The sequence below is a fragment of the Promicromonospora sukumoe genome (assembly GCF_014137995.1).
GTDB lineage: Bacteria > Actinomycetota > Actinomycetes > Actinomycetales > Cellulomonadaceae > Promicromonospora > Promicromonospora sukumoe.
The window spans coordinates 1,437,343-1,463,333 of record NZ_JACGWV010000001.1 but is presented as its reverse complement, the minus strand read 5'-3'; the positions used below and the strand labels follow the sequence as shown (position 1 = coordinate 1,463,333).

The 25,991-nt window shown below is 73.9% G+C and carries 24 protein-coding genes; 12 read left to right on the top strand and 12 right to left on the bottom strand.

All coding sequences use genetic code 11. The annotated features are described in order from the left end of the window. The first annotated feature begins 25 nt into the window (after positions 1-25). Positions 26-1,795, top strand: coding sequence for an ABC transporter ATP-binding protein (locus tag FHX71_RS06430; protein WP_182614936.1), 1,770 nt, complete (start codon positions 26-28; stop codon positions 1,793-1,795). Between the two features lie 93 nt (positions 1,796-1,888). On the opposite strand, the gene FHX71_RS06425 is transcribed toward FHX71_RS06430, so the two are convergent. Then, a complete protein-coding gene (locus FHX71_RS06425) occupies positions 1,889-2,359 on the bottom strand; it encodes a winged helix-turn-helix transcriptional regulator (protein ID WP_182614935.1) in 471 nt (156 codons plus the stop codon). A gap of 78 nt (positions 2,360-2,437) precedes the next feature. Here FHX71_RS06425 and FHX71_RS06420 point away from each other — a divergent pair, with 78 nt between their 5' ends. After that, positions 2,438-3,772: an MFS transporter gene (locus FHX71_RS06420; RefSeq protein WP_182614934.1), complete on the top strand. Its 1,335-nt coding sequence runs from the start codon at positions 2,438-2,440 to the stop codon at positions 3,770-3,772. Further along, the gene (locus tag FHX71_RS06415; protein WP_182614933.1) at positions 3,772-4,476 is read left to right on the top strand and encodes an SDR family oxidoreductase; all 705 of its coding nucleotides are present in this window, start codon (positions 3,772-3,774) and stop codon (positions 4,474-4,476) included. The genes FHX71_RS06420 and FHX71_RS06415 overlap by 1 nt, the downstream gene beginning before the upstream one ends. Positions 4,477-4,552: 76 nt before the next feature. On the opposite strand, the gene FHX71_RS06410 is transcribed toward FHX71_RS06415, so the two are convergent. After that, positions 4,553-5,707 carry a sensor histidine kinase gene (locus FHX71_RS06410; protein WP_312876942.1) on the bottom strand — a complete coding sequence of 385 codons (1,155 nt, stop codon included), beginning with the start codon at positions 5,705-5,707 and terminating at the stop codon, positions 4,553-4,555. After that, on the bottom strand, positions 5,704-6,366 hold the full coding sequence (locus FHX71_RS06405) for a response regulator transcription factor (RefSeq protein ID WP_182614932.1): 663 nt from the start codon (positions 6,364-6,366) through the stop codon (positions 5,704-5,706). The genes FHX71_RS06410 and FHX71_RS06405 overlap by 4 nt, the downstream gene beginning before the upstream one ends. Before the next feature lie 88 nt (positions 6,367-6,454). On the opposite strand from FHX71_RS06405, the gene FHX71_RS06400 reads away from it, so the two are divergent. Continuing rightward, a complete protein-coding gene (locus FHX71_RS06400; RefSeq protein ID WP_220489528.1) occupies positions 6,455-7,132 on the top strand; it encodes a M15 family metallopeptidase in 678 nt (225 codons plus the stop codon). A gap of 37 nt (positions 7,133-7,169) precedes the next feature. Here the strand turns inward: FHX71_RS06400 and FHX71_RS06395 are convergent, their stop codons facing one another. Continuing rightward, positions 7,170-8,195, bottom strand: a complete 1,026-nt coding sequence (locus tag FHX71_RS06395; protein ID WP_182614931.1) for a DUF4037 domain-containing protein — start codon at positions 8,193-8,195, stop codon at positions 7,170-7,172. A 462-nt stretch (positions 8,196-8,657) separates the two neighbouring features. Beyond that, entirely contained in the window at positions 8,658-10,124 is a 1,467-nt protein-coding gene (locus FHX71_RS06390) for a BadF/BadG/BcrA/BcrD ATPase family protein (RefSeq protein ID WP_182614930.1), read from the bottom strand. A 199-nt stretch (positions 10,125-10,323) separates the two neighbouring features. On the opposite strand from FHX71_RS06390, the gene FHX71_RS06385 reads away from it, so the two are divergent. From FHX71_RS06385 to FHX71_RS29085, 4 genes are all read left to right on the top strand, one after another. After that, positions 10,324-10,887 carry a DUF4203 domain-containing protein gene (locus FHX71_RS06385; RefSeq protein ID WP_182614929.1) on the top strand — a complete coding sequence of 188 codons (564 nt, stop codon included), beginning with the start codon at positions 10,324-10,326 and terminating at the stop codon, positions 10,885-10,887. A gap of 69 nt (positions 10,888-10,956) precedes the next feature. Next, on the top strand, positions 10,957-11,475 hold the full coding sequence (locus FHX71_RS06380) for a DUF1269 domain-containing protein (RefSeq protein WP_182614928.1): 519 nt from the start codon (positions 10,957-10,959) through the stop codon (positions 11,473-11,475). Further along, positions 11,472-11,933 (top strand): DUF7144 family membrane protein, encoded by a 462-nt coding sequence (locus FHX71_RS06375; RefSeq protein ID WP_220489526.1) that lies wholly within the window; start codon positions 11,472-11,474, stop codon positions 11,931-11,933. Before FHX71_RS06380 ends, FHX71_RS06375 begins: the two co-directional genes overlap by 4 nt. A 146-nt stretch (positions 11,934-12,079) precedes the next feature. Next, a complete protein-coding gene (locus FHX71_RS29085) occupies positions 12,080-14,860 on the top strand; it encodes a LuxR C-terminal-related transcriptional regulator (RefSeq protein ID WP_182614927.1) in 2,781 nt (926 codons plus the stop codon). A 48-nt stretch (positions 14,861-14,908) separates the two neighbouring features. On the opposite strand, the gene FHX71_RS06365 is transcribed toward FHX71_RS29085, so the two are convergent. The 7 genes from FHX71_RS06365 to FHX71_RS06335 all read right to left on the bottom strand — a co-directional run bounded on the left by FHX71_RS06365 (position 14,909) and on the right by FHX71_RS06335 (position 21,839). Further along, positions 14,909-15,322 carry a hypothetical protein gene (locus FHX71_RS06365; RefSeq protein WP_182614926.1) on the bottom strand — a complete coding sequence of 138 codons (414 nt, stop codon included), beginning with the start codon at positions 15,320-15,322 and terminating at the stop codon, positions 14,909-14,911. Between the two features lie 17 nt (positions 15,323-15,339). Further along, complete coding sequence (locus FHX71_RS06360) at positions 15,340-16,251, bottom strand: HAD family hydrolase (protein WP_182614925.1); 912 nt, start codon at positions 16,249-16,251, stop codon at positions 15,340-15,342. Then, complete coding sequence (locus FHX71_RS06355; RefSeq protein ID WP_182614924.1) at positions 16,248-17,339, bottom strand: formylglycine-generating enzyme family protein; 1,092 nt, start codon at positions 17,337-17,339, stop codon at positions 16,248-16,250. Before FHX71_RS06355 ends, FHX71_RS06360 begins: the two co-directional genes overlap by 4 nt. Then, positions 17,336-18,835, bottom strand: coding sequence for an arylsulfatase (locus tag FHX71_RS06350; RefSeq protein WP_182614923.1), 1,500 nt, complete (start codon positions 18,833-18,835; stop codon positions 17,336-17,338). The genes FHX71_RS06355 and FHX71_RS06350 overlap by 4 nt, the downstream gene beginning before the upstream one ends. A gap of 178 nt (positions 18,836-19,013) precedes the next feature. After that, positions 19,014-20,297, bottom strand: a complete 1,284-nt coding sequence (locus FHX71_RS06345) for an ABC transporter permease (protein WP_182614922.1) — start codon at positions 20,295-20,297, stop codon at positions 19,014-19,016. After that, positions 20,294-20,986: an ABC transporter ATP-binding protein gene (locus FHX71_RS06340; RefSeq protein ID WP_312876941.1), complete on the bottom strand. Its 693-nt coding sequence runs from the start codon at positions 20,984-20,986 to the stop codon at positions 20,294-20,296. Before FHX71_RS06340 ends, FHX71_RS06345 begins: the two co-directional genes overlap by 4 nt. A 142-nt stretch (positions 20,987-21,128) precedes the next feature. Next, positions 21,129-21,839 (bottom strand): GntR family transcriptional regulator, encoded by a 711-nt coding sequence (locus FHX71_RS06335; protein ID WP_182614921.1) that lies wholly within the window; start codon positions 21,837-21,839, stop codon positions 21,129-21,131. 167 nt (positions 21,840-22,006) lie between these two features. Here FHX71_RS06335 and FHX71_RS06330 point away from each other — a divergent pair, with 167 nt between their 5' ends. The 4 genes from FHX71_RS06330 (at position 22,007) to FHX71_RS06315 (ending at position 25,978) form a co-directional block, all read left to right on the top strand. Further along, the gene (locus tag FHX71_RS06330; RefSeq protein ID WP_182618514.1) at positions 22,007-23,389 is read left to right on the top strand and encodes an MFS transporter; all 1,383 of its coding nucleotides are present in this window, start codon (positions 22,007-22,009) and stop codon (positions 23,387-23,389) included. Then, the gene (locus FHX71_RS06325) at positions 23,386-24,405 is read left to right on the top strand and encodes an L-idonate 5-dehydrogenase (RefSeq protein ID WP_182614920.1); all 1,020 of its coding nucleotides are present in this window, start codon (positions 23,386-23,388) and stop codon (positions 24,403-24,405) included. The genes FHX71_RS06330 and FHX71_RS06325 overlap by 4 nt, the downstream gene beginning before the upstream one ends. Before the next feature lie 108 nt (positions 24,406-24,513). Then, the gene (locus FHX71_RS06320; protein ID WP_182614919.1) at positions 24,514-25,026 is read left to right on the top strand and encodes a mycothiol transferase; all 513 of its coding nucleotides are present in this window, start codon (positions 24,514-24,516) and stop codon (positions 25,024-25,026) included. 73 nt (positions 25,027-25,099) lie between these two features. Next, positions 25,100-25,978, top strand: coding sequence for a DUF4184 family protein (locus tag FHX71_RS06315; RefSeq protein ID WP_182614918.1), 879 nt, complete (start codon positions 25,100-25,102; stop codon positions 25,976-25,978). Positions 25,979-25,991: the final 13 nt, after the last annotated feature.

The window sequence follows — 25,991 nt, the reverse complement described above, 5'->3', positions numbered from 1 at the left end:
TGGCGCGGGTGGGTAGCATGGCGGCATGGCTGCCGAGAAAGCGCTTACCGCCCCGATTCACATCGACAGCTCCCGACCCGCACGGTCGGTCCTGCGGCTGCTCGCCCGGCGTCCCGGGCGGATGTCCGTGGCGATCGCCGCGTTCACCGTCAAAGAGGTGCCGATGTGGTTCCTGCCGGTGGTCACGGCGGCCGTCATCGACATCGTGGCCACGGGCGGCGAGGTGCGCGACGTCCTGATCTGGTTCGCCGTGGCCGCCGCCCTGCTGCTGCAGAACTTCCCGAACCACCTCGTCTACACGCGCGCCTTCATGACCGTCGTGCGCGACACCGGCGCCGGGCTGCGTAACGCCCTGGCCGCCCGCCTGCAGAACCTGTCGATCGGATACCACTCGCGCGCGAGCTCGTCCGTGGTGCAGTCCAAGGTGGTGCGCGACGTCGAGAACATCGAGGTGATGCTCCAGCAGGTCACCCATCCCCTGCTCTCGTCGGTCATGGTGCTGGCCGGCGCCGTGACGATGACGGCCCTGAAGGTGCCGCAGTTCCTGCCCGTCTACCTGCTGGCCGTGCCGCTCGCGCTCGGGCTGCGCTGGGCCACGGCCCGGCGCTCGCGCGACCGCAACGAGCGCTTCCGCCGCGAGGTCGAGGGCTTCGCCTCACGCGTGGGCGAGATGGCCTCGCTCATCCCGATCACCCGGGCGCACGGCCTGGAGCAGACGGCGGTCACCCGCCTGGCCGCCGGGGCCGACGGCGTGCGCCGCGCCGGGCTGCACCTCGACATGCTCAACGGCCGCGTCGCGTCGCTGTCCTGGGTGACGATGCAGCTCCTGGGCGTGACGTGCCTCGCGCTCGCCGCGGTGTTCTCGCTCACCGGGTTCCTGCCGGTCACGGCCGGCGAGGTGGTGCTGCTCTCCGCCTACTTCACGCTGCTCACGCAGGGGCTCACCCAGCTCCTCATGCTCCTGCCGGTCACGGCGCGCGGCATGGAGTCGGTGCGCTCCGTCGCCGAGGTGCTGGAGGAGCCCGACCTGGAGGAGAACGAGGGCCGGGCCGCCGTCGACGCCGTGGGCGGCGAGCTGACGCTGGACCACGTGCACCACCGCTACCCCGACGCGGACGACGACGCCCTGCACGACGTGACCCTCACGATCCCGGCCGGTCAGACGGTCGCGTTCGTCGGCTCATCGGGTTCCGGCAAGTCCACGCTGCTCAACCTCGTGCTCGGGTTCGTGCGCCCGACGTCGGGCCGGGTGCTCGTGGACGGCGTCGACGCGCAGGAGCTCGACCTGCGCACGGTGCGCCGCCACGTCTCGGTGGTGCCGCAGGAGTCGGTGCTCTTCGAGGGCACCATCCGCGACAACGTCACCTACGGCCTCCCGGACGCGCCCGACGACGTCGTCCGCGCCGCGCTGCGGGACGCCAACGCCCTGGAGTTCGTCGAGGCGCAGCCCGACGGCTGGGACACCGTCGTCGGCGAGCGCGGGGCACGGCTGTCGGGCGGGCAGCGGCAGCGCATCGCGATCGCCCGCGCCCTGGTGCGCGACCCGCGCATCCTGCTGCTCGACGAGGCCACCAGCGCCCTGGACACCGAGTCGGAGACCCTGGTCAAGGAGGCGCTGGGCCGCCTCATGCGGGGGCGGACGACGCTGGTCGTCGCCCACCGGCTCTCCACGATCCGGCAGGCCGACCGGATCATCGTGCTGGAGCACGGGCGGATCGTCGAGCAGGGCACGCACGACCACCTGGTCGCGCACGGCGGCCGCTACGCGACGCTGCACGAGACCCAGGCGGGCTGACGCCGGCCGGGCCGAGTTCGGCAGTCTGCATCGAGATCGGTCCAGCGCTGGACCGATCTCGGTGCCACCGGCCAAACTCGAAAGTTCGGCGCGTCAGGCCGCCGACGTCAGCGAGCCCGGGCCCGGCACCAGCGCGACGGCGTCGGGCCCGATCTCGCGCCCGTCCTCGGTGACGAACCCGACCCGGACGGGCTCGCCCGTGGCCTCCTCGACGTACCGCACGGACGGTCCGAAGCCCGAGGGCCGGTGCTCGTCGCCCCACGCCGTGAACGCCCCCAGCACGGTCTTGAGCTCCCTCCCCGCCTCGGTGAGCACGTACTCGTCGCGCTGCCGCTGACCCGCGTCGCGGTACGGCCGCCGCTCCAGCACGCCGCCCTCGACCAGGGTCTCCAGGCGCGCCGTCAGCACGTCGGGCGCGATGCCGAGCCGCGCGCGGAAGTCGGCGAACCGCGTGTAGCCGAAGAAGGCCTCGCGGACCACGAGCAGGGTCCACTTCTCCCCCAGGACCTCGAGGCTCCGGGCGATGGAGCAGCGTGCGTTGCGTTCGCGGGGCGTTGTGCTCATGCCCACATCCTATCTGAGTTGTAGTTTCCAACCTAGGTGCTAGGTTGTGAATCCCAACTCAGATGGGAGTTCCCTCCGATGACATTCACCTGGGCGGCACGCGGCAGCCGCTGGGCGGCCGCAGCCGCCGTGGCCCTCGCGCTCTGGGCGTCGGCCGCGCCGACGCTCGTCTACCCGGTCTACGCCGCGCAGTGGCACCTGACGACGGCGGTCACCACCACGGTGTTCGCCGCCTACCCGGTCGCGCTGATCGCGACGCTCCTGCTGCTCGGCGGCGTCTCGGAGACCGTGGGCAACCGCGGCGCGATCCTCGGCGGACTCGGCTTCCTGGGGCTCGGCGCCCTCACGTTCCTGCTCGCGCCGAACCTGGCGCTGCTGCTCGTGGGCCGTGCGCTCATGGGCGTCGGGGTGGGGCTCAGCCTCGGTCCCGCCACGAGCGTCATCGCCTCCTCCCGGTCCGACGACGGCCGGGACCGCACCGGCGCGACCACCACCGCGGCGTCCGCCGTCGGCCTGATCACGGCACTGCTCGTGGGCGGCGCGACCGTCCAGTTCAGCGGCAACCCGCTGCACGCCGGCTACGGGGTGCTGCTCGCCGGCGTCGTCGTGGCCGCGGTCGCCGCCTGGCTGCTCCCCCGCCGCCCGCGCGCCGCACGCCGCTGGCGGCCCCGCCCGCTGGCCGTGCCGCGCGACCGGCGGCCGTTCCTCGCGGGCACGTTCGGCGTCTCCGCCGCGTACGCGCTCGGCGCGATCTTCCTCGGCATCGGGGCGCAGTTCGCGCGGGACACCGTGCGGTCCGACGACGCCTTCGTCAACGGCGTGGTCCTCGCCCTGTCCGCCGCCGCCATCGGCGTGACCGCCCTGCTCGCCGGGCGGCTGGGGGCCGCCCTGGCGCTGCGGCTCGGCGCCGTCAGCGCGCTCGTCGCACAGGGGCTGATGCTCGTCGCGGGCGCCACCCACTCGATGCCGGTGCTGGTCCTGTACTCCGTCGTGGGCGGTGCGGGCTACAGCCTCCTGTTCTCCGGCGGCATCACCCTGGTCACCCGCAGCGCGCCCGCGGAGCACCGGGCCGCGACCACGTCGTCGGCCTACCTGGTCGGCTACCTCGTGCAGGCGGGCGTCGCCCTGGCCGTGGGCCGGCTCGCCACCGGGCAGGGGCTGCAGCTCGCGCTCGTCGTGGGCAGCGCCGTCGTCGCCGCGCTGGCGCTGGCCGCCGTGCTCACCGTGCGGGCCCGGGCGACGTCGTCCGAGGCGGTCCCCGCCGAAGCCGGCACCGCTCCCCTCGACACCACCGCCGTCGACACCTCCGCCGTCGGCACCTCCGCCGTCGGCCCCACACGAACCGACACCGTCCGAACCGACACCGTCTCAACCGACACCGCACCGAACAACCTCGTGAAAGTGAGCTCGTGATGACCGAACTGAAGAATGCCGTGGTCCTGGTGACCGGCGCGAACGGCGGCCTCGGCCGCGCGTTCGTCGCCGAGGCCCTGCTGCGCGGCGCCGCCAAGGTGTACGCCAGCGCCCGGACGCCGCGCGAGTGGACCGACGCGCGCGTCGTGCCGCTGCCCCTGGACATCAACTCGCCCGAGTCGGTCGCCGTGGCGGCCGAGGTCGCCGCCGACACGACCGTGCTGATCAACAACGCCGGGATCTCCGACACCGGGCACCCCACGCTGAGCACGCCGCTCGACGACGTCCGCTCGGTGTTCGAGACCAACGTGTTCGCGCAGCTCGGCGTCACGCAGGCGTTCGCGCCGGTGCTGGCCCGCAACGGCGGCGGCGCGATCATCAACCTGCACTCCGCGCTGAGCTGGCTCGGCACGGGCACGTACTCCGCGACCAAGGCCGCCTTCTGGTCGTACAGCAACGCGCTGCGCGTGGAGCTGCTGGGCCAGGGCACGCACCTGCTCGGCGCGCACCTCGGCTACACGGACACGCCCATGACGGAGGGGCTCGACGTGGTCAAGGAGGACCCGCGCGACATCGTCGCGGCGGTCCTCGACGGGCTGGAGGCGGGCGAGCCCGAGGTCCTCGCGGACGACACGAGCCGCCGGGTCAAGGCCGCCCTCTCGGGCCCGCTGGCCGCCCTGTACCCGCAGCTCCAGGGCGCCTGACCCAACCACGTGTCAGACGTACAGGTCCCCCGGGGGACCTGTACGTCTGACACGTAGTTGGCGTGCGGCGCGCTGGTCAGGCGGGCGGGAAAGTTAGCGTCGCCGTCAGGCCGCCGTCGCGGCGCGGGGCCAGCAGCAGGTCGGCGTCGTGGGCGCGGGCGATCGACGCGACGATCGACAGGCCCAGCCCGCTGCCCGAGGGCCGGTCCGGGCGCCGCGTGCGGGCGTCGGCCCGGACGAAGGGCTCGGCCAGGGTGCGCACCACCGCGGGGTCGAGCGGCGCCCCGGTGTTCTCCACGACCAGCACCGGCCGACGGCGCTCGTCGAGCCGCGTGGTGACCCAGATCCGGCCGTCGGGGCCGAGGTTGTGCAGCACGGCGTTGCCGAGCAGGTTGGCCGCGAGCTGACCGAGCAGCACCCGGTTGCCGTGGACCGGGGCGGCGTCGAGCGTCACGGCGAGCGCGGGCGCCGCGCTCCCGGGTGCGGCGCCCGACGTCGCGGCGTCCCCCGCGGCACGAGCAACGCCCAGGTCCGGCGACCGGTCGACGGCCTCCCGGACGACGTCGGCCAGGTCGACGGGCTCGGCCCGGAGGTTCTCGTGATCGAGACGGGCGAGCTGGAGCAGCGACTCGACCATGGCGATCGAGCGCTCGTTGGTCTCGTACAGCCGGCCGAGCAGGCGGTCGACGTCGCGGCCCTCCGGGTCCGCCCGCGCGACGTCCAGCAGCGCCTTGACCACGGTGTTCGGCGTCCGCAGCTCGTGCGAGGCATTGGCTGTGAACCGGCGCTGCTCCTCGAAGGAGCGCTCCAGGCGGGCGAGCATGGTGTCGAACGTGTCGGCGAGCCGCCGCAGCTCGTCGTCGGGCCCCTCCAGGTCGATCCGGTGGACCAGGGACCCGTCCGCGGCGAGCGCCGCGGCCTCGCTGATCCGGTCCAGGGGCCGGAGCATGCGGCCCGCGAGGACCCAGCCGCCGACCAGGCCGACGAGCGCGAGGAAGCCGACCGCCGCCCCGGACAGCGGGATGGCGACGTCCAGCAGGTCGGAGCGGCTGGGCGCGAAGCCGCCGCCGTCCTGGACCATGAGGTTCTCGTCGGGCACGTACCGCAGCACCAGCAGCAGCGCGGCGAACAGCGCGGTCCCGGCCACGACGAGGAAGCCCGCGTAGCTCAGCGTGAGCCGCAGGCGCACGGACAGCCCGGCCCGACGGCGCCCGGCGGGAAGCGTGGTCACTGCTCGCCGAACCGGTACCCGACGCCGGGCACGGTGTGGATGAGCCAGGGGTCGCCGAGCCGCTTGCGCAGCGTCGAGATGGTGATGCGGACGGCATTGGTGAAGGGGTCGGCGTTCTCGTCCCAGGCGCGTTCGAGCAGGTCCTCGGCGCTGACGACGCCGCCGCGGGCGTCCATCAGCACCTGCGCCACGGCGAACTGCTTGCGGGTCAGGGCGATGTACCGGCCGTCCCGGTAGACCTCGCGACGGTAGGGGTCCAGCCGCACGGGCCCGACCTCCAGCACGGGCGGGGTCGTGGCCTCGGGCCGCCGGGCCAGGGCCCGCAGCCGCAGCACGAGCTCGCGCATCGCGAACGGCTTGGTCAGGTAGTCGTCGGCGCCGAGCTCGAAGCCGGTCACCTTGTCGGTGAGCTCCCCGGCGGCGGTCAGCATGACGATCCGGACGCCCGGGTGCTCCGCGACGACGCGGCGGGCCACCTCGTCCCCGTGCACGACGGGGACGTCCCGGTCGAGCACGACCACGTCGTAGGGGTGGGCCGCGACCAGGTCGAGGGCCGTGCCGCCGTCGTTCGCGATGTCGGCGGCGATCGCCTCCAGCCGGAGCCCGTCCCGGATCGCCTCGGCGAGATAGGGCTCGTCCTCCACCACCAAGACGCGCATGTCAGCACACGCTACCGGCGGGCACATATCGGGGGCGTATCGAAAAGCACAGACGCCCTGGCAACGTGGCGCCCGGTGGGCTGGTCCCATGACTCGACACGAACTGGCCCACCCGCCCGCCCCCGTCGGCGGCCCGCCGCGGCACGTGCCCCGCCCCGTTCCTCGCGCGCCGCGGCGCTCCGGCCGCCGCCCGACGGCGTTCCTCCTCGTGACCGCCGCCGTGCTGCTCACGGCAGTCTTCGGGGTCTACCCCCTGCTCGACCGCGGCGACGCGCCGGTCGTGCGGGCCGTGGACCAGGTGCTCGACCAGGCGCGGTCCGGGTCGGGCTCGACCGGCGTGGCGGGCGGCGACATCCCCGACGGCGTCGCGACGCTCGACGACGACCTCCCCGCGATCACCAACCTCGACGCCGACCTCACCGCCGCCGTGCGGGAGGCCGCCGCCGACGCCGCGGACGACGGCATCGACTTCTGGGTCACGAGCGGCTGGCGCAGCCCGGCCTACCAGCAGCGGCTGCTCGACCAGGCGGTCCGGCAGTACGGCAGCCTGGAGGTCGCCCGGGAGCGGGTCAGCACGCCCGAGCTGTCCGAGCACGTGAGCGGCAAGGCCGTCGACATCGGCCCGACCGAGGGTGCGTACTGGCTCATCCAGCACGGCGCCGAGTACGGGCTGTGCCAGGTGTACTCCAACGAGATCTGGCACTTCGAGCTGCTGACCAAGCCGGGCGGCACCTGCCCCGCGCTGCTCGAGAACGCGGGCGGGTGAGCCCGGCGTCGGTCCGGAGTGGGCGGGTCAGTGCGGGTCAGCCCCGCGAGGCCCGCGTCAGCCGGTCGCGCGCCCCGGCGTCGGTGAGCGTGCCGACGTCGTCCACCCACTGCTCGACGCCGCCGCGGTGCGGCAGCGCCCGCACCTCCGGGTCGGCGACGGCGGCACGCAGCACGCCGACCACGTCGCGCAGCCCGGTGAAGGGCCGGTCGTAGAACCCCTCGCAGACGGGGCCGTCCAGCGCGGGCAGGCCGACGGAGCGCTGCCGCGCGTGCAGCGCCTCGCAGACGGCGCGCAGGGCGGCGTCGCGCTCCTGCCAGGTGCCCGCCGCGAGCGCCTCGGCCAGCGGCCCGCCGGCCGACGACGCGACGGGCAGCCGCCCGAACAGCGTGCCCGCCCACTTGGGGTACGGCGGCCAGCGCCGTTCCAGCAGGAACCCGAGCCGCATCAGCCCGGTGACCAGGCGTGCGGCGAGCAGCCTGGAGCCGAGGTCGTCGCCGCGCTGCCCGGTGCGCCCCACGAACGGCAGCTCCTGCCCGACGCGCGTCCACTCGGCGGCCAGCACGTGCAGCCACACGTCGTGCGGGTACCAGGCGAGGCGTTCGCGCAGCGCGGTGAGCTCGCCCGGCCCGTCCTCGAACACGGGCCCGGCCGTCACCTCGAGCACGGCCTGCCCGGTCAGCGACAGCCAGTCGGTCACCGCGAGGTCGCCGCCGACGTCCAGCCCCGTGCGCGACCGGACGAACTCGACGGGCGCGGCCACCTCGACCCGGTGCCGGACGGTCGGGTCCCACGTGACCGGGAACGCCGTCGGGAACCCCTGGTACGACGCCGGGAGCGCGGCGGCGAGCACGTCGTCGGTCTCGCGGACGCGGTCGGCGGGGACCAGCAGGGTCAGGCGGAGGCCCCAGTCGTGGTCGCGCGAGGTGTCGTCGTCGAGGCCCAGCACGTCCGAGCCGGAGCCGAGCCGGGCGGCCGCGCGCGGCAGGTCCGGCAGCTTCCGGTCCAGGACCGGCCGGACGACGTCGGACCAGTACGCGCGGGCGAGCTCGGTTCCGGACATGCCGCCAACCTAGGAGCCGCGCGCCGCATGGGTCCAGGTGAATCCAACGTCCGGCGGGGACGTGCCGCGCCGCTGCTCGACGTCGCCAACGTGGCCCGGCGTTCAACGAGGAGCGCCGATTCCAGGCTCCGGAGTGCGCACGTGCAGGACGGGGGTGGCCGCCTGGGCCGGACTTCGACCAGCACGGACTCGAAAAATCCGGCTGAGCAGGACAGTCCGGCCGAGCCGAACCGCGCACAGCGCCGCCCCCGATAATTCAGCCCAGCCGGAGAATCAGGCCAGGCCGATCTGACCCAGCGCAGAACGAACGGAATTCAGCCGACCCGGCACCCTCTCTCCTGGTCACCTTCACCGCCCGGGTGCCTGTGACATGCCCCGCAGATCAGCCAACCGCGGCGCCCGCGCCCGGCCCGCCGAGCGCGGGATCGCGGCCCGTCCAGCCCCAGCCACGACCCGAAACGCTCAGCGCACGCTCGCGGTGACCGCCCGCGCCGTCAGGCAGGTGGAGCCGCCCACGTAGACCCGGTCGCCGTCGGCCAACCACCGGCGCTCCCCCGGGCGCAGCGGCTCGGTGGGCACGGCGTCACCGCGCGCGGCGACGTAGGTGCCGTTGGCCGACCCGAGGTCGACGACGCTCCAGCCGCCCTCCATCCAGGTGAGCTCGCAGTGCCGGCGCGAGACCCCGGTGTCCTCGCACACGATGTCGGGTACGACGCCGCGGCTGCGCGAGGCGCGGCCGACCACGAGGCGCTCGCCCGTGAGCGGCACGACGGCGTCGGCCGAGGAGCCCACGGACACCGACGGGGCCGAGGAGGCGGTGGTCGGCCGGTCCTCCTGCGCCTGGTCCGCGGACCACTCGTCGTCCGACCGGACCTCGAGCGCCCAGCTCGTCGGCGGGGCGGTGTCCCGGGGCGGGCGCACCACGGGGAGGACGACGCGCGGCATCGTGATCGAGTCGTCGAGCCGGGGCGCGGAGCCGATCCGGACGGCCAGCAGCGGGACGTGCTCCTGGACGGCGTTCGGGTGCGCGGCGAGCATCCGGGCCAGCGCCAGCGCGCCGTCGAGCGGGAGCCCGGCGCTGGGCTGCACGCGCACGTCGGCCCGCTTCTCCAGGAGGTGCTCGACGACGAGCGACCGGAGCGTCGGGGCGTGCATCAGGAGCTTGCCCGTGGTGACCGCCACCGGCACGACGCCGGGGTGGCCGAGCACGGCGCACAGCCCGTCCGCCAGGGAGCGGGCCGCCTCGTGGAGGATCTCGCGGCACGCCGCGTCGCCGTAGTCGGCGGCCGTGATGACCTGCGGCGCGAACCCGGCGAACAGCGACGCGTCGTGCACGGTGGTCCAGCGCTCGCGCCGGCCGAAGTGCTCCTCGGCGGCCCGGACCAGGCCCGGGGACGCGCCCATCCGGCGGCCGTCCATCGACCGCGCCGCGGCGTCGAGGCCCCGGCGTCCGATCCAGGCGCCGCCACCGTTGTCCCCCACATGGGGCCCCATGCCGTCGGCGAGGTGCCACCGCCCGACGTCGTCGCAGGCCACGGCGACCGCGCCGGTGCCGACCGCGAGCGTGGCGCCCGACCCGGCGCCGATCGCGCCCAGGTGTGCCGTCACCGCGTCGCTGGAGACGGCGGTCGAGCTGGTCCGCAGCTCCTCGGCGAGGATGTCGTGCACGCGGTTCGGGTCGAGGCTCCCGGCCTGCGTCATCGAGCGGAACCCGCGCATCCCGACGGCGGCCGCCGACACCCGCGGACGCCCGCCGAACCGGGCGAAGCCGCGGCACAGCTCGCGCACCACCTCGGGCACGGTCGACCGCCCGTCGACGACCGTGGCCGGTGGCCCCGTCACCTCGTAGGACACGCCCCGCGGCCCGGAGCTGAACCGCAGGCGCGAACCCGTGCCGCCGATGTCCACGCCCACCACCCGTGCGTCCACTTCGATGCCCTTTGCCCCACCCTGCTCACCCGTCACAATCGGCACCGGCACATATTCACCCGCGATGCCGCATTCCGCACGTGTCGGCTGTCATATGGGTGCGTCACCCGAACAGGGTGACCCGCGCCCGCGCTCGCTCGCCCGACGATGGGGCCGTGCACAACCACGGCAGTCCCCCGGCCCGCCCCGGCGGCCCCTGATGTCCGCCCTGGCCGTCACCCTGGTGGGGCTGCTCCTGCTGCTCGCCGGGTCGCTGTCGGTGCGCCTGGCCGTGCTGGCCGCCGGGTTCGGCGTGTCCTGGATGCTCGCCGTGGCCCTGGGCACCGACACGGGCACCGCGGTGCTGATCGGCGTCGCCGGTGCGGTGCTCGCCTTCCTGCTGACGCTGGTGGCCTCCCGCCTGCTGTTCTTCGTCTGCGGCCTGTGCGTCGGGGCGGTGGTCGGGGCCAGGCTCTTCGTGCTCGTGCAGGGCGGCACCGCCGACGTGCTGCTGGCCCTCATCGTGATCCCGGCCGTCGCCCTGCTCTGCGCGTTCCTGGCCCGGCGCCTGGAGCGGCGGTTCCTGGTCTGGGGCACGGCGGTCGGCGGCGCGGCGCTGGTGATCTCGGGCGTGGGCCGGCTCTGGACCGACGCCGACGACCTGTGGCACCCGGAGAGCGGCGGCGCCGTCGTCGTCGCGCTGGTGCTGTGGCTGGTGCTGTCCGTCATCGGCAGCCAGGTGCAGAAGCGCTTCACGGCCGCCAGGTTCACCGAGAACGGGTGAGGTCCGGGACGCTCCGGCGCGGTGGGCTGGCAGGGTCAGGCCACCCTCGCGATCCCGAAGGAGCGCTCGATGTCCCAGTCAACACTCACCGCCTGGAAGTTCAAGACCGCGGACGGCGCCGACGACGCCGCGAAGCGGATCCAGGACCTCGCGAAGCAGCAGCTCGTCACCGTCCACGACGCGGCGACCGTGCGGTGGGAGACGGGGGCCAAGAAGCCCAGGACCCGCCAGCTCTCGTCGCTGACCGGCGCGGGAGCCCTCGGCGGCGCCTTCTGGGGCATGCTGTTCGGGCTCCTCTTCTTCGTCCCGCTGCTCGGCGCCGCCATCGGCGCCGCGACGGGCGCCCTGAGCGGCGCCCTCACCGACGTGGGGATCGACGACGGCTTCATCAACCGTGTCCGGGACAAGATCACGCCGGGAACGTCGGCGCTCTTCGTCCTCTCCTCGGACGCCGTCGTCGACAAGATCCAGGACGCCTTCGCCGGGCAGGAAGCGCCCGAGCTCATCTTCACCAACCTCAACGCCGAGCAGGAGGCCGCGCTCCGCGAGGTCTTCGGCGAGGGACACACCGACGAGGAGACATCATGACCAGCGCTCACGCCTCCGGCTCCGAGCCGATCCCGGGCACCTACCCGGGCGGCAGGGTCGGCCCCACCGAGTACGGCGACACCAGCTCCATGGCTCTCGGCACCTCGGCCTTCGCCGGGGTCATGCTCGTCATGGTCTCGATCTTCCAGATCCTGCAGGGCATCGCCGCGACCGCGGCGGGCACCGTGTACGTCACGGGTGCCGAGTACGTCTTCCAGCTCGACGTGACGACCTGGGGCTGGATCCACATCGTCGTGGGCGCGATCGCGCTCGCCACCGGTATCGGCGTCCTCGCCGGCCAGACCTGGGCCTACGTGGCCGGTATCGTCCTGGCCGCGGTGTCGGCCCTGGCGAACTTCGCGTTCATCCCGTACTACCCCTTCTGGACCCTGCTCATCATCGCGTTCGATGTCGCAGTAATCTGGGCATTGTCCACACTTGTCGCACATCGTGCCTGATCACAGGCCCCTGGGGTGAAGACAGCGCGTGCGCAGGCACGGGCGAAGAACCGCGGGCATCATGGCGAGTAGTAGGCCGGTGGGGTTCCCCCGTCACCGGCCGGCGGCCAGGGGGCGGCCGCCGCTTCACCGTCGAGTGAGGAACAATGCGCGCCAACCCGAGCCCTGTCGTCCGCCGCAGTGCGCCACGCGCCACGCGGCTGGTGTTCCCAGCCGGTACGTCCGTCACCCATGGCGCGCCCCGCCGGCAGGCCGACGACGACCACCTCCCGCGCCTGCCGCGCATCTACGTGCCCCGCCTGCGGCTGTGGCAGCGCCTCGACGAGGCCACCGAGGGCGCCGTGACCCTGCTCGTGGCCCCGGCCGGCGCCGGCAAGACGCTCGGCGTGACCGGGTGGCTGCGGCAGGCGGCCCCGGCGCACGCGGAGCACGCCGTCTGGGTCCGCGCGGACGACTCCTGGACGGCCGAGCGGATCGACGCCGCCCTCGACGGCCCGGCGGACGCCGGCGACGACGGCGGGCCCGGCGAACCAGCCGGGACGGGCAGCACGCCGCACCTCGTCGTGGTCGACGACGCCCACCTGCTCCCGCCGTCGGCCCTGCGCCGGATCGACGAGCGGCTCAACAACGCGCCGGAGGCCATCCGGCTGCTGCTCCTGAGCCACTGGGTGCTGCCGCTGACCCGGCTCGTCCCGGAGCTGCTCGGCAACTTCACGCTGCTGCGCGGCGGCCTGCTGCGGCTGAGCGACGCCGAGAGCGCCGAGCTGGTCTCGGCGCACGCCCGGACCGGCGACCGGCAGGTGCTCGACGCCGTGGCCCGGCACGCCGACGGCTGGTGCGCCGCGGCCGTGCTCACCGCCCGCGACCTGAGCGCGGCACCCGACCCGGCCGCGGCCGCCCGGCTGCTGCCCCACGACGTCGCGCCGATCGCGACGCGCGTCGCGGGCGAGGTCTTCAGCACCCTGACCCCGCGGCAGCGGCACCTCCTGCTCTGCATCGCCGGCGACGGCGTGGTCAGCGTGCCCGCGGCGGCGCACCTGTCCCACGACCAGCACGCGGGCGAGATCCTCGGCGAGCTGGAGGACACCGGCCTGCTGGTGATGCGCGAGGAGCACGGGTGCGCCCCGGCCCCGGCGGACGAGCCGGAGACCACCGGCGGCTTCCGGGTCCACCCGCTCCTGGCGGAGGTCGTGCAGCGGCAGCTCGCCGCCGGCGGGGTGGACGCCGCGCGGGCCCGCTCCACGGTGATCCGGGCCGTCCGGCTCGACATGGCGCGCGGCAACCTGTCGAAGGCCTTCGCCCGTCTGGTGCGCGTCGGGGCGCCGGACGAGGCCGCCGACGTGCTGGCCCGCGACGGGGTGCGGATGGTGCTGGGCCAGAGCGCGTACGACGAGGTGGGCGAGTTCGTCCGGGCCGAGCCGGAGATCGTCGACCACCGGCCGGACATCTGGTTCGCCATCGCGCTCGACTGCTGGGTCCGGGACGACCTGGAGGGGGTGCGGCACTGGGGCGACCGGCTCCTGGAGGCCCGACGGCGGTGGTCCCCGTCCTTCCCGGCGGGCGGCCCCGAGAGCCTGGACGCCGGCGTCGCCTGCGTCCGCCTGTGGCGCGCCGCGCTCGGGCTGGAGCCGGCCTACGCCGCCGTCGGCCACGCGAAGCGCGTGGTGGTCGCCTCGCAGACCCGGCCGGCCGTGCGCGAGGCCAACGCCGACGTGCTGCCCGTGCTGGCCAACGAGCTGGGGGTCACGCAGAACTGGCTGGGCGAGCTCACCGAGGCCGAGACCAGCCTGACCCTGGCGGTCAGCCTGTCGCGCAGCCAGGGCCTGGCGCCGCTCGGGGTGTGCGCCCTGAGCCACCTCGCCTTCACCCAGTACATGCGGGGCCGCGAGGCCGCATGCGTCGAGCTGGCCGGCGAGGTGCTCGTCGCCGCCGACGCCCCCGGCGCGCGCACCCTGCGGTTCGTCACCGCCCGGGCCGGGCTGGCGCGGCTGCTCGCCCGCCTGCTCGACGTCCCCTCGCCCGCCGACCCGGGCGAGGCGCAGGTCGTCGACGCGCGCTGCCACGGTGCCGACCTCTGCACCCGCTTCTGGTTCCGCGTCTGGGACGCCCGGCAGGCCGTCCTGGCCGGCGACGTGGTCGAGGCCCGGCGCATCCTCACGACGCCCCGGGAGACCCCACGCCTGACCGACGAGCAGCTCCCGGAGCACCTCCGGGTCGCGCTGCTCGTGGAGCAGGCGTTCGTGGCGGTGCTCGCGAGCGACCGCGAGACCCTCAAGTCGCTGCGCGGCACGCTCGACTCGCTCGGCGCCGTCGGCGAGGCGGCCCTGGTCCAGGGCCTGCGCGCCGACCGGGAGGGCGACCGGCGCGGCGCGGCCGTCGCGTTCGAGGCCGCCGCCGCGGACGCCACGTACTCCCAGCCGCCCACGCGCGCCCTCGCGCTCGCGTGCGAGGCCCAGGTCCTGGACGCGCTCGGCGACCCGGCCCGCTCGGAGGACCGGCTCGCGGAGGCGATCTCCGTCACCGAGGCCCGCCGCAACGCGGCGCCCTTCTTCGGCTGGGCCCGCCAGGGCACCCCCATCGCGACACTCCTGCGGCGGCTGGCCGAGCGCCCGGCCGGGCCCTGGGTGCACGAGCTCGCCGCGACCGCCGCCGAGCGGCCGGACGTCACGGTGCTGTACGCGTCGATGACGGCGACGCCGCGCGAGCTCGGGGAGGTGAGCCTGGCCCTCGTGCCACCGGCCCTGAGCCCCCGCGAGCGCGAGGTGCTCAACGAGCTGGCACGGGGCGCTACCTACGCGGACATCGCCGCCGCGCTGTTCGTCTCCGAGAACACGGTCAAGACGCACGTGTCCAGCCTCTACACCAAGCTCGCGGCGTCCCGGCGGAGCGAGGCGCTCAAGATCGCGCGGAGCTTCCACCTGCTGTGACGCCGGTCCCCGGACGCGCCGCCGAGACCGCGCGACGCCCCGGCCGCCTCAGCAGCCGAGCTCGGACACCACGTCGTCCCGTGCGTCCTTGACGCCCTGGGCCTCGTCCTCCAGCGTGCTCAGCGCACCCGCGACCGTCGCCTCGCCGGCCACGTCGTCGACGGCCTTCTGCAGACCGGCCCACGCGTCGTCGAGCTCCTGGGCGCGGTCCTGGGCCACCTCCTTCGCCGCAGAGTCGAAGGTCTGCCACGCCTGGCTCAGTTCGTCCCGCGCGGCGCGGACGTCGTCGACCGTGGCGTCGGGCGACAGCGTCGAGCGGAAGTTGGTCAGCGCGGTGTCGAGGTCGTCGGCCGCGCTGCACGCCTGCGCCGTGTTGTCCTCGGGTGTGTCGCCGCCGGAGCACGCCGCCGGCGCGATCACCAGGAGCAGCAGCCCGAACAGGGCGCTCGCCGTCCGTCTCATGTCCGTCCCCTTCCCGTTCACGTGAACACGACCGCCCAGTCGTCCTTCATGCTGACGGTCGTCCAGCCGAGCCGCTCCGCCGTCTCCGTGACGGGCTCCGTCACGGAGAAGGTCTGGGCCTGGCTGGCGTAGGCGAACTCCCGGTCGGCGTCGTCGTGGTCCACCAGGAGCGAGAGGTGCGGCCCGTGGGCGGCGGCCGCCCACTCCAGGAGCTCGTGGTCCCCCGCCGAGTTGCCCGCCGCGAGCACCGGCGACCTGCCGAGCTGGGCCTGGATGTTCGTCACCTTGGCGGCGCCCTCGTTGACGTCGCCCAGCACGCGGGCGGTGCGCCGCAGGGCCGGGCGGCCGCGCGCGTCCTGCTCGAGGTCGTACGCGATCAACGTCCCGACCACCCGCTCGGGCGGCACGCCGTACAGCTCCTGGCTCACCGCCCGGACGAACTCGGTGCCCCCGCCCGTCACGACGCCGACGCTGAAGTCCAGCGCCCGCAGGGCGCCGAGCAGCTCCAGCATGGGCCGGTACCGGAGGGTGCTGAGGGGGCGGTCCAGGGTCGGGTGGGCGCCGGCGCGCACGAAGTCGCGCACCTCCTGGGTGAACGCCCGCGGGTCGAGCCCCTGGAAGAGGCCGGCCAGGGCCAGGGCCACGCGGGACAGCCCGATCTCCCCCACCGCCGCGGTGTCGCCGGTGAGCACGGCGCGGAACTCGGCCTCCCCCGCGAGCGCCGGGTCGTCCGCGACCCGGCGGCGCAGGGCGTCGACGTAGAACTCGTACTGCACGTAGGTGGGGCGCTCGCACCACAGCGTGCCGTCGTTGTCGAAGTAGGCGACGCGGTCCTCGGGCGGGATCGAGCCGGCGTCGTCGAGGAACCCGAGCACGTCGTCCCGGGTGCGGCCTGGCCGCCACGAGGGCAGCCGCCCGTCGGTGGTCATGGTGCGCCTCCGGAGGATGTCGCCGCCGTCGCCAGGGGCAGGGCCGCAGCCAGGGGCAGGGCCAGCGGCCGGGCCACCGCCACCGGGGCCACGGGCGTGGCCAGGGCGACGGCCGCGGCGTGCGGCCAGGGGCGCACGAGGTCCTCGCGGACGCAGCGGAAGCCGACGTGGCTCATGCCGGTGTCGACCGCCTGGGGCCGGCGGGCGGCGGGCCGGTAGCGCCGGCAGTAGGTGTCGGCGCAGAGGAACGACCCGCCCTTGATCACCTTGCGCGGCACGGCGAACTGCGGCTGGCGGGGGTCGCGGCTGGCCTGGGCGGCCCCGCCGCGCGGGTTGGCGGGCGCGCAGCAGGCGTCGGGTGCGGCGTCGGGGTGCCGGTCGGACCACCAGTCGGCGGTCCACTCCCAGACGTTGCCGGCCATGTCGTACAGGCCGTACGGGTTGGGCGGGAAGGAGCCGACCGGGGCGGTCCGGGTCCACCCCGACTCGCCGGTGGAGCGCCAGGGGAAGTCGGGCCCGTCCCAGGTGTTCGCCAGGACGAGGCCGCCGGGCCGGTCGTCGTCGCCCCAGGTGTAGGCGGCGCCGTCGAGCCCGCCGCGCGCGGCGTACTCCCACTGGGCCTCCGTGGGCAGGCTTGCGCCCGCCCAGGCCGCGTACGCGGCGGCGTCCTCGTGGGCCACCTGGACCACGGGGTGGTCGCCGCGGTCGTCGACGCCGGAGCCGGGCCCCTCCGGCCGGCGCCAGGACGCGCCGGGGACCCAGGCCCACCACTGGCTGAGGTGGCGCAGGTCGACCGGCCCGGGGGTCGGGGTGAAGACCATGGACCCGGGCGCCAGGTTCTCGGGCGGGGCCCCGGGGTACAGGGCGGGGTCGAGCGGGCGCTCGGCGACCGTGACGTACCCGGTGGCGGCGACGAAGGCGTCGAACTGCGCGTTCGTGACGGCGAACCGGTCGATCCGGAACCCGTCGACGCGCACGGGGTGGGCCGGCGCCTCCTCCGGGTAGTGGTCGTCGGAGCCCATCCGGAACAGCCCGCCGTCGATCCGGACGTCGTCCTGGGTGCGAGGTGCCTCGGTGTGCGCCGTCATGCGCCCGGGGCGCCCGACGTGAGCTTGGCCAGCACCTGGTCGATGCTGAACGACGCCGGCTCCTGACGGGCGGGGAACTCGACGAGCGTCGCCAGCATCCTGGCGACGTACGCCTGGGCGGGCACCGCCAGCCAGATGTGGTCCAGCATCCAGTCGAAGTAGGTGTTGGACGTGATGTCCGCGCGCTCGAACGGGTCGGTCCGCAGGTTGAAGATCTTGGGCGCCCGCAGCTCGACGTAGGGCTCCAGCCAGATGTCGAGGGTGCCGGCGGCGCGCTGCTCCAGGAACACCATCTTCCAGTTGTCGAAGCGCAGGGCGGTCAGGTCGCCGTCGTCGGACACGTAGAAGAAGTGCTCGCGCGCGGACACCGGGCTCTCCCCCGTGAGGTAGGAGAGCTGGTCGTGCCCGTCCAGGTGCACCTTGTAGCGCGTCCCGCCGAGGTCCGTGCCCTCGCGGAGCCGGTCCGCGATGACGGGCTCCCCCGCCGCGGCCAGCAGCGTCACGAACCAGTCGGCGTGGCTGAAGAGGCCGTTGAGCACCGTGCCCTCCGGGACGTGACCGGGCCAGCGCACCATGGCCGGCACGCGGTAGGCGCCCTCCCAGTTGGAGTTCTTCTCGTTGCGGAACGGCGTCATCCCGCCGTCGGGCCAGCTGTTCATGTGCGGGCCGTTGTCCGTGGAGTAGACGACGATCGTGTTCTCCGCGATGCCGAGCGCGTCGAGCTCGTCCAGCAGGCTGCCCACGAGGTCGTCGTGGTCGAGCATCGTGTCGTGGTAGACCGACTGCCACCGGCCCGCGCGGCCCCTGCTCTCCGGCTTGCCGTGCGTGCGGAAGTGCATGTGCGTCGAGTTGAACCAGACGAAGAACGGCTGGTCGGCGGCGGCCTTGTCGCGCATGAAGCCGACCGCCGCGTCCCGGAACTCCTCGTCGACCGTCTCCATCCGCTGGCGCGTCAACGGCCCGGTGTCCTCGATGCGCTGCGTACCGTCGCCGTTCGCCCAGGAATGGAGAACGCCGCGCGGGCCGAACCGCTCCCGGAAGTCGGGATAGTCCTCCGGCCGCGGGTAGTCGTCCAGCTCGGGCTCCTCCTCGGCGTTGAGGTGGTAGAGGTTGCCGAAGAACTCGTCGAAGCCGTGCAGGGTCGGCAGGTGCTCGTCGCGGTCCCCGAGGTGGTTCTTGCCGAACTGGCCGGTGGCGTACCCGCGGTCCTTGAGCGCGGTGGCGATCGTCGGGTCCTCGGCCTGCAGCCCGATCTCCGCGCCCGGCATGCCTACCTTGGTGAGCCCGGTGCGGTACGGGTTCTGCCCGGTGATGAAGGCGGCGCGGCCGGCGGTGCAGCTCTGCTCGCCGTAGTAGTCGGTGAACCGCGCCCCCTCGGCGGCGATCCGGTCGATGTTCCTCGTGCGGTACCCCATCACGCCGTCGGAGTAGGCGCTGATGTTCGTGATCCCGATGTCGTCGCCCCAGATCACGAGGATGTTCGGTGAGTCGGCCACGGTGCTCCTTCGGGTCGGCGGCACGGGCCGCGGGTCTGCACGGGTGCCCCCATGCTCGCCGCGGCGTGTCCGGCCGGACTCCCCCAGAACGGGTGAGGTGCCCTCCGCGCCCTCCCCCGGCGCACGTGTCAGACGTACAGGTCACGGGAGGGACCTGTACGTCTGACACGCCAGGGGGTTACTCGTAGCGGAGCGAGGAGATCGGGTCCTGGCGCGCGGCCCGCAGGGCCGGCAGCGTGCCCGCCAGGAACGCGATCGCCATCACCCCGAGCACGACGGCGGCGACCGTGACCGGCTCGAACGCGATGAGCGTCAGGCCCGGGAGGTTCGCCAGGAGGTCCCCGGAGATACCGCCCACGACCTGCCCGATGCCGATCGCGGCGAGCACGCCCAGCGCGCTGCCGACCAGGCCGATGACGACGGCCTCGATGCTGAACAGGGAGAAGACGCGTGCGCTGGACAGGCCCATCGCCTTCATCAGCCCCACCTCGCGGGTGCGCTCCTGCACGGCCATGAACAACGTGTTGACGATGCCGATCCCGGCCGCGACCAGCGCGATCACCGCGAACCCGTTGAGCACGAGCACGATCGCGTCGATCACCGAGGTGATCGTGCCGAGCTGGTCCTCCAGGGTGCTGGCGGTGTAGCCGGCGTCCTCCAGGCGGTCCTTGAGGGCCTGGGTCGACTCCTCGCCCGCGGCGGCGTCGAACGTGACGGAGGCCTGCGCGTAGCGCTCGGCCTGGGCGGCGGGCGCGCCCGTGGTCTGCAGGTCGTAGAGCGTCTCGGCGAGCGTGTCGTTGGGGATCGCGCCGGCCATGCTGATGACGCCGGGCTCCGCGATGCCGACGACGTCCGCCTCCGTGGTCACCTGCGCGCCCGTGCCGTCGGTGACGGCCAGGACGACGGTCTGCCCGACGGCGTCGGCCGCGCTGCCCAGGCCCAGCGGCTCCAGGTAGCTCTCGGGCAGCACGACCTGCGGGTCGGCGGCGGCGAGGTCCACCTGGGTGCCGGACGCGAGCTCGACCTTCATGCCGGGCACGAACTGCGAGATGGAGAGCTGGAGCTTGTCGCCGCCGTCGTGCTGCACGTAGTCGGTGGTCACGTTCTTGACCGGCTCGACGGACAGCACGCCGTCGACATCCGCGATGGTGTCGATGTCGTCGTCGGTCAGGGCGGTCGCCGTCGCCCCCGGCGGCCCCTCGACGGCGATCTGATCCGGGTCGTACTCGGCGGGCCCGCCGTCGGCCGGGGCGTCCTCGTTCGTGGCCGTGACCGTCATGACGTCGTCGACGCCCACGGAGGCCACGGTGTCGTCGATGTACCGGTTGATGCCGGTGCCCAGGCCGTTGGTCAGGGAGAGCGTGAACGCGCCGATGAAGATCGCCAGGACGGTCAGGCTGGTGCGCAGCCGGGACCGGAAGGCGTTGCGGAACGCGGTGGTGACGATGTCGAGGACCCTCATGCCGCCACCTCCGCGCGGGCGAGGAGGCCGTCGCGGACGTGGATGCTGCGGTCGCAGCGGGACGCCAGCTCCTCGTCGTGGGTGACGACCACCAGGTTGATGTCCTGGCTGCGGTTCAGGTCGAACAGGATGTCCTCGACGACGCCGCCCGTGGCGGTGTCCAGGTTGCCGGTGGGCTCGTCGGCGAAGATGACCCGCGGCCGGTTGATCAGTGCCCGGGCGATGACCACGCGCTGCTTCTGCCCGCCGGACAGGTCGTTGGCCTTGTTGCCGGCCTTGTCGTCGAGCTCGAGCTGGGCCAGGGCGGCCATCCCGCGGGCGGTGCGCTCGCGCCGGGGCACCCCGGCGATCTTCAGCGGCAGCGTCACGTTGTCCAGCACGCTGGCCTGGGCGTTGAGGAAGAACTGCTGGAAGACGAACCCGAAGGCGCTGTTCCGGGTCTGGTTGAGCTGCTTCGCGGAGAGCCGGGACGTGTCGGTCCCGTCCAGGGTGATGGTCCCCGCGGTGGGCCGGTCGAGCAGGGCGAGCAGGTGCATCAGGGTGGACTTGCCCGAGCCGCTCTTGCCGGTGATCGCCACGGACTCGCCCGGGGCGATGTCCAGGTCGACGCCCTTGAGGGCCTCGAAGGCGCTGGGCCCGGACCCGTAGGTCTTGCGCAGATTGCTGACGGAGATCAGTGGGGGCGCCACGTCGGCCGCCTCTCTCGTGTTGCCGGTGCTGACGAGTCCGACTCTCGTCCACCGCGCGCCCGAGCGAGTCCTCCCAGGGATGACTCCTGTGTACTCCCCTGGTACTGCCCGACGGCGCGCCACGGCGACCGCCGCCCGGCGACTACTCCCAGACGGCGATGCTGCGGCGCACCGGCACGGTGCCGTCGTCCGCGGCGAACAGCTCGGGCGAGCGCCGGCGGGTCTTCTCGATGTCGTCGAAGACGGCGCGCAGGTGCGCCCGGAGGCTGGCGCGCGCGCTGGAGATGTCGCCGGCGACCACTGCGTCGAGGATGGCATGGTGCTCGTCCACGAACCGGCCGACGCCGTTGGTCTCGTGCAGGCCGAGGCGTCGCGCGCGGTCGAGGTGCCCCTTGGCCGCGACGACGGTCGACCAGGCCCTGCCGTGCCCGCTCAGGCGCAGCAGGCCGTGGTGGAACGCCTCGTCGAGCGCGAAGAACTTCTCGATGTCGAGCCCGGGCTCGCGCTGCTGCTCCAGGTTGGCCCGGAGCTCGGCGAGCAGGTCGGCGTCGAGCGTCTCGGGGATGTCGTCGAAGGCGGCCAGCTCGACCGCCTCACGGAGGAACTGCGCGTCGGCGACGCGCTCGGCGTCGACCCGGGAGACGAAGGAGCCGACCTTGGGGAAGACCCGGACCAGGCCCTCCTCGCCGAGCAGGATCAGGGACTCGCGCACCGGCGTGCGGCTGACGCCGAGGGACGCGGCCAGCTCGTTCTCCGACAGGGAGGCGCCCGGTGCGAGCTCCAGGGTGAGCACCTTGCGGCGCAGCGTCTCGTAGACGACGCTCCGGTTCGATCGGGTCGAGGCTTGCCCCATGCCCGGAGTCTAGACGAGACCGACGTCGCTTCCACGCCACCGACAGTTGACAGAAACTTGTGGACGCTGCTTACATACAAGACCTGCCACACATCGGCCCGCGCGGCCGTTCGGACAACGACGTCAGTCAAAGAAGTCAAGGAGCACCTCCCATGGCGGACACCGCTATGACCTCACCGGGCGACACCTCGCCGGGCGCACCGGGCAACGCCGTGACCCGGTCGACGAAGGACCTCACCCGCGCCGCCGTGTCGGGCTGGCTCGGCACCGCCATGGAGTTCATGGACTTCCAGCTCTACTCGCTGGCGGCCGCGATCGTCTTCAACCAGATCTTCTTCCCCGGTGTCAGCCCCGCCATCGCCCTGATCGCCGCGATGGCGACCTACGGCGTGGGCTACGTGGCCCGGCTCGCGGGCGCCGTCTACTTCGGCCGGATGGGCGACCGGATCGGACGCCGCAAGGTGCTGTTCCTGACCATCGCGCTCATGGGCGTCTCCACGACGCTGATCGGCGTGCTGCCGACCTACCAGATGATCGGCATCACCGCGCCGATCCTGCTGGTCGCGCTGCGCCTGGTGCAGGGCTTCGGCGCCGGCGCCGAGATCGCGGGCGCCACCGTGATGCTCGCCGAGTACGCACCCGTGAAGCGCCGCGGCCTCGTCGCCTCGCTCGTCTCGCTCGGCACCAACTCGGGCACCCTGGCGGCGTCCGCCCTGTGGGCCCTGCTGCTGGTCGTGCTCAGCGAGGAGCAGCTCCTGTCGTGGGGCTGGCGCCTGCCGTTCCTGCTCAGCTTCGTGCTGATGATCTTCGCCGTCTGGATCCGTCGCAACGTCAAGGAGAGCCCGGTCTTCGAGGCCCGCCCCGACGTCGTCGACGGCGTCGCCCTGACCCGCGCCGAGGTCAAGGAGGCCGAGACCGCCCCCGTGCTGGAGGCCGCCATCTCCCAGCGCAAGGGCAAGGCGTTCTTCCTGGCCCTGGCCCTGCGGTTCGGCCAGGCCGGCAACTCCGGCCTGGTGCAGACCTTCCTCGTCGGCTACATCGCCACCAGCCTCGCCATGGACCGGGCCCTGCCCACCGAGGCGATCATGTGGGGCTCCATCGCGGGCTTCGTGACCGTGCCGCTGGTCGGCATGCTCGGCGACCGCTTCGGCCGGCGCGCGATCTACACCGCGCTGTCGCTGCTGACCATCGCGTTCGCGTTCCCGATGATGCTGATGATCACGAGCGGCAGCACCGCCGCCCTGCTGTTCGGCATGATCGCGGGCCTCAACCTCGGTGTGCTGGGCCTGTTCGCCCTGGAGAGCGTCACGATGGCCGAGCTGTTCGGCGCCCGCACCCGGTTCACGCAGCTCGCCCTGTCCAAGGAGATCGGCGGCATCCTCGCCACCGCGATCGGCCCGGTCATCGCCGCGTCGCTGACCGCGGCGACCGGGAGCTGGTGGCCCATCGCGGCGATGCTCATCGTGTACTCCACGATCACGCTGGTCGCCGCGCGTCTCTCCCCGGAGACCCAGGGCCGCGACCTGGTCCAGCTCGAGGACGCCGCATGAGGGCCGTCGTCGTGCACGGCGCGCGGGACCTGCGCGTCGAGGAGCGCCCCGACCCCGTGGCGGGGCCCGGCGAGGTCGTGGTCGCCATGGAGTGGGGCGGCGTGTGCGGGTCCGACGTCGCCTACTGGAAGAACGGCGCGTCCGGCACGGCCGTGCTGCGCGACCCGCTCGTCCTGGGCCACGAGGTGGCCGGACGCGTGGTCGCGACCGGTCCGGGAGTGACCGGCTGGGCCGAGGGCACGCCCGTGACCGTGCACCCCGCGACCGCCACGGCCGACTCCGTGCTGCCGGACCGGCTCGCCGGGCGCACCAACCTGCACTCGCAGGTGCGCTACTTCGGCTCGGCGGCCTTCCACCCCCATACCGACGGCGGGTTCAGCGAGCTGCGGGCCGTCCCCGCAGCCCAGCTCCGCCGTCTGCCCGACGGCGTCGGCACCGAGCTGGGCGCGCTGGCCGAGCCGCTCGCCGTGGCGATGCACGCGGTACGCCGGGCCGGCGCCGTCGTCGGGCGCGACGTGGTGGTCAACGGCGCGGGCCCCATCGGGTGCCTCGTCGTGGCCGCCGCGAAGCACGCGGGCGCGGCGTCCGTCACCGCGGCCGACGTCTCGCACGCCTCCCTGGCCGTGGCCAAGGAGCTCGGCGCCGACCACGTGCTCAACGTGGCCGACGGCGACACGCTGCCCGCCGACAGCGAGCTCGTGTTCGAGGCCTCCGGGGCGCCGGCCGCGCTCGGCGGCGTGCTGCGGGCCACGGCCCGCGGCGGCACGCTCGTCCAGGTCGGCAACCTGCCCGGCGCCGCGGCGCCGGCCGCCCTCGGCGACCTCGTGACCCGCGAGATCACCTGGGTCGGGGCCTACCGGTTCGTCGAGGAGATCAGCGACGCGCTCGCCGCCCTGGGCGACGGGCTGGACGTGTCCGGCGTGATCACGCACCGCTTCGACCTGGCGGACGCCGACGCGGCGCTGGCGGCAGCGGCCGGGCCGGAGAGCAGCAAGGTGCTGATCCGGCTGGGCTGACCTGCGCTTTTGCTCGGCCGACCAGCCGGACGGCTGGGCCGACCGGCCGTCGCGTGCGGTGCTGTGGCATCGTGGCACCGCACGCGACGTCGAGGTCTAGGGGGAACGATGCGTGGTACCGATCTGCTGGCCGACGCGTTCGGCCGCATCCGCGAGACGGTGCACGGGGCGGTCAGGGGGCTGTCCGCCGACGAGCTCGCCTACCGGCCCGACGACGGCTCCAACTCGGTCGCCTGGCTCGTCTGGCACCTGACCCGCGTCCAGGACGACCACGTCGCCGACGCCGCGGGCACGAGCCAGATCTGGTCCGACGACGGCTGGGACCGCAGGTTCGGCCTGCCCTTCCCGGCCGAGGAGACCGGCTACCGGCACGACGCCGAGGAGGTCGCCGCGGTCCGGGTCTCCTCCGGCGACCTGCTCACCGGGTACCACGACGCCGTGCACGAGCGGACGCTGCGGTACCTGGAGCGGCTGTCCGACGACGACCTCGACCGCGTCGTCGACACGCGGTGGGACCCGCCGGTGACGCTCGGCGTCCGGCTGGTCAGTATCGTCAACGACGACCTGCAGCACGCGGGTCAGGCGTCGTACGTGCGCGGCCTGGTGCTGCGCCGGCGCTGACCCCGCCCCCGCTCCTCCGGCGGCCGCTCCCGACACCCGGGGGCGGCCGTCGGCTCTGCCCCTGAAGGACCCGATGCCGTTCACGCTCTCGCACCCCGCCGCGGTGCTGCCCTTCGTGCGCCGCCCGTTCAGCGCCGCCGCGCTCGTGGCCGGCGCCGTCGCGCCCGACCTGCCGTACTTCGCCCGCAGCATGCCCGTCCCGGTGAGCGCTCAGTCCTGGTACGAGCCGTTCATGAACGCGACAACGTCGCACTCCCTGGCCGGCGCGGTCACGGTGAGCCTGCCGTACGCGCTGGTGCTGTACGGGTTCCTGCTCGCGGCGCGGCGGCCGGTCGGGGGGCTGCTGCCGGGGGTTGTCGGGGCGGGTTCGGCTGGGCCTGGGGCGGGCAGGCGCGGTGCTGACGGGAGAGGCGAGCCCGGCCCGACGGCGGCGGGTGTGCTGCTCCGGCGCTCGGCGTGGGTGCTGCTGTCGCTGGTGATCGGGATCGCGACGCACCTGGTGTGGGACTCGTTCACGCACGGCGACGGGTACGTCGTGACGCACGTGCCCCTGCTGAGCGCCACGGCGTTCGGCGACCTCACGTGGGCCCGGCTGTTGCAGCACGTGAGCACCGTCGTGGGGCTCGTGGTGATCGCGGTGTACTTGTGGCGGCGCCGGTCGCGGATGCCGGGGTGGGGCGCTGCCCGACAGGACGCGAGCGTCCGGCGTGCGACCCTCCGCGGGCTGTGGGCGGTCGTCGCCGTCGCGGTGGTCGGTGCCGTGCTCGGCACGGTGCGGTGGTGGTCGGCTGGCTCGTCGTCCGACGGCGTGGGGTTCACGCCCCGGGACGTGGTCGAGGGCGTGCTGTCCGACGTCGCGACCGGGGCCGGGGCCGCCCTGATCGCCGCGCTGCTGCTCTACGTCGCGGTGTGGTGGGCGGTGCGCGGGGCGCGCGCCGTCGGCCAGGGATGACGTCGCTCAGGAA

Excerpts from the sequence above, each read along its gene's own strand:
- FHX71_RS06325 (WP_182614920.1), top strand. The coding sequence starts at position 23,386 with ATGAGGGCCGTCGTCGTGCACGGCGCGCGGGACCTGCGCGTCGAGGAG.
- FHX71_RS06330 (WP_182618514.1), top strand. The coding sequence starts at position 22,007 with ATGACCTCACCGGGCGACACCTCGCCGGGCGCACCGGGCAACGCCGTG.
- FHX71_RS06375 (WP_220489526.1), top strand. The coding sequence starts at position 11,472 with ATGACCAGCGCTCACGCCTCCGGCTCCGAGCCGATCCCGGGCACCTAC.
- FHX71_RS06355 (WP_182614924.1), bottom strand. The coding sequence starts at position 17,339 with ATGACGGCGCACACCGAGGCACCTCGCACCCAGGACGACGTCCGGATC.
- FHX71_RS06320 (WP_182614919.1), top strand. The coding sequence starts at position 24,514 with ATGCGTGGTACCGATCTGCTGGCCGACGCGTTCGGCCGCATCCGCGAG.
- FHX71_RS06345 (WP_182614922.1), bottom strand. The coding sequence starts at position 20,297 with ATGAGGGTCCTCGACATCGTCACCACCGCGTTCCGCAACGCCTTCCGG.
- FHX71_RS06405 (WP_182614932.1), bottom strand. The coding sequence starts at position 6,366 with ATGCGCGTCTTGGTGGTGGAGGACGAGCCCTATCTCGCCGAGGCGATC.
- FHX71_RS06335 (WP_182614921.1), bottom strand. The coding sequence starts at position 21,839 with ATGGGGCAAGCCTCGACCCGATCGAACCGGAGCGTCGTCTACGAGACG.
- FHX71_RS06365 (WP_182614926.1), bottom strand. The coding sequence starts at position 15,322 with ATGAGACGGACGGCGAGCGCCCTGTTCGGGCTGCTGCTCCTGGTGATC.
- FHX71_RS06420 (WP_182614934.1), top strand. The coding sequence starts at position 2,438 with ATGACATTCACCTGGGCGGCACGCGGCAGCCGCTGGGCGGCCGCAGCC.
- FHX71_RS06400 (WP_220489528.1), top strand. The coding sequence starts at position 6,455 with ATGACTCGACACGAACTGGCCCACCCGCCCGCCCCCGTCGGCGGCCCG.
- FHX71_RS06425 (WP_182614935.1), bottom strand. The coding sequence starts at position 2,359 with ATGAGCACAACGCCCCGCGAACGCAACGCACGCTGCTCCATCGCCCGG.
- FHX71_RS06380 (WP_182614928.1), top strand. The coding sequence starts at position 10,957 with ATGTCCCAGTCAACACTCACCGCCTGGAAGTTCAAGACCGCGGACGGC.
- FHX71_RS06430 (WP_182614936.1), top strand. The coding sequence starts at position 26 with ATGGCTGCCGAGAAAGCGCTTACCGCCCCGATTCACATCGACAGCTCC.
- FHX71_RS29085 (WP_182614927.1), top strand. The coding sequence starts at position 12,080 with ATGCGCGCCAACCCGAGCCCTGTCGTCCGCCGCAGTGCGCCACGCGCC.
- FHX71_RS06315 (WP_182614918.1), top strand. The coding sequence starts at position 25,100 with ATGCCGTTCACGCTCTCGCACCCCGCCGCGGTGCTGCCCTTCGTGCGC.
- FHX71_RS06360 (WP_182614925.1), bottom strand. The coding sequence starts at position 16,251 with ATGACCACCGACGGGCGGCTGCCCTCGTGGCGGCCAGGCCGCACCCGG.
- FHX71_RS06385 (WP_182614929.1), top strand. The coding sequence starts at position 10,324 with ATGTCCGCCCTGGCCGTCACCCTGGTGGGGCTGCTCCTGCTGCTCGCC.
- FHX71_RS06415 (WP_182614933.1), top strand. The coding sequence starts at position 3,772 with ATGACCGAACTGAAGAATGCCGTGGTCCTGGTGACCGGCGCGAACGGC.
- FHX71_RS06395 (WP_182614931.1), bottom strand. The coding sequence starts at position 8,195 with ATGTCCGGAACCGAGCTCGCCCGCGCGTACTGGTCCGACGTCGTCCGG.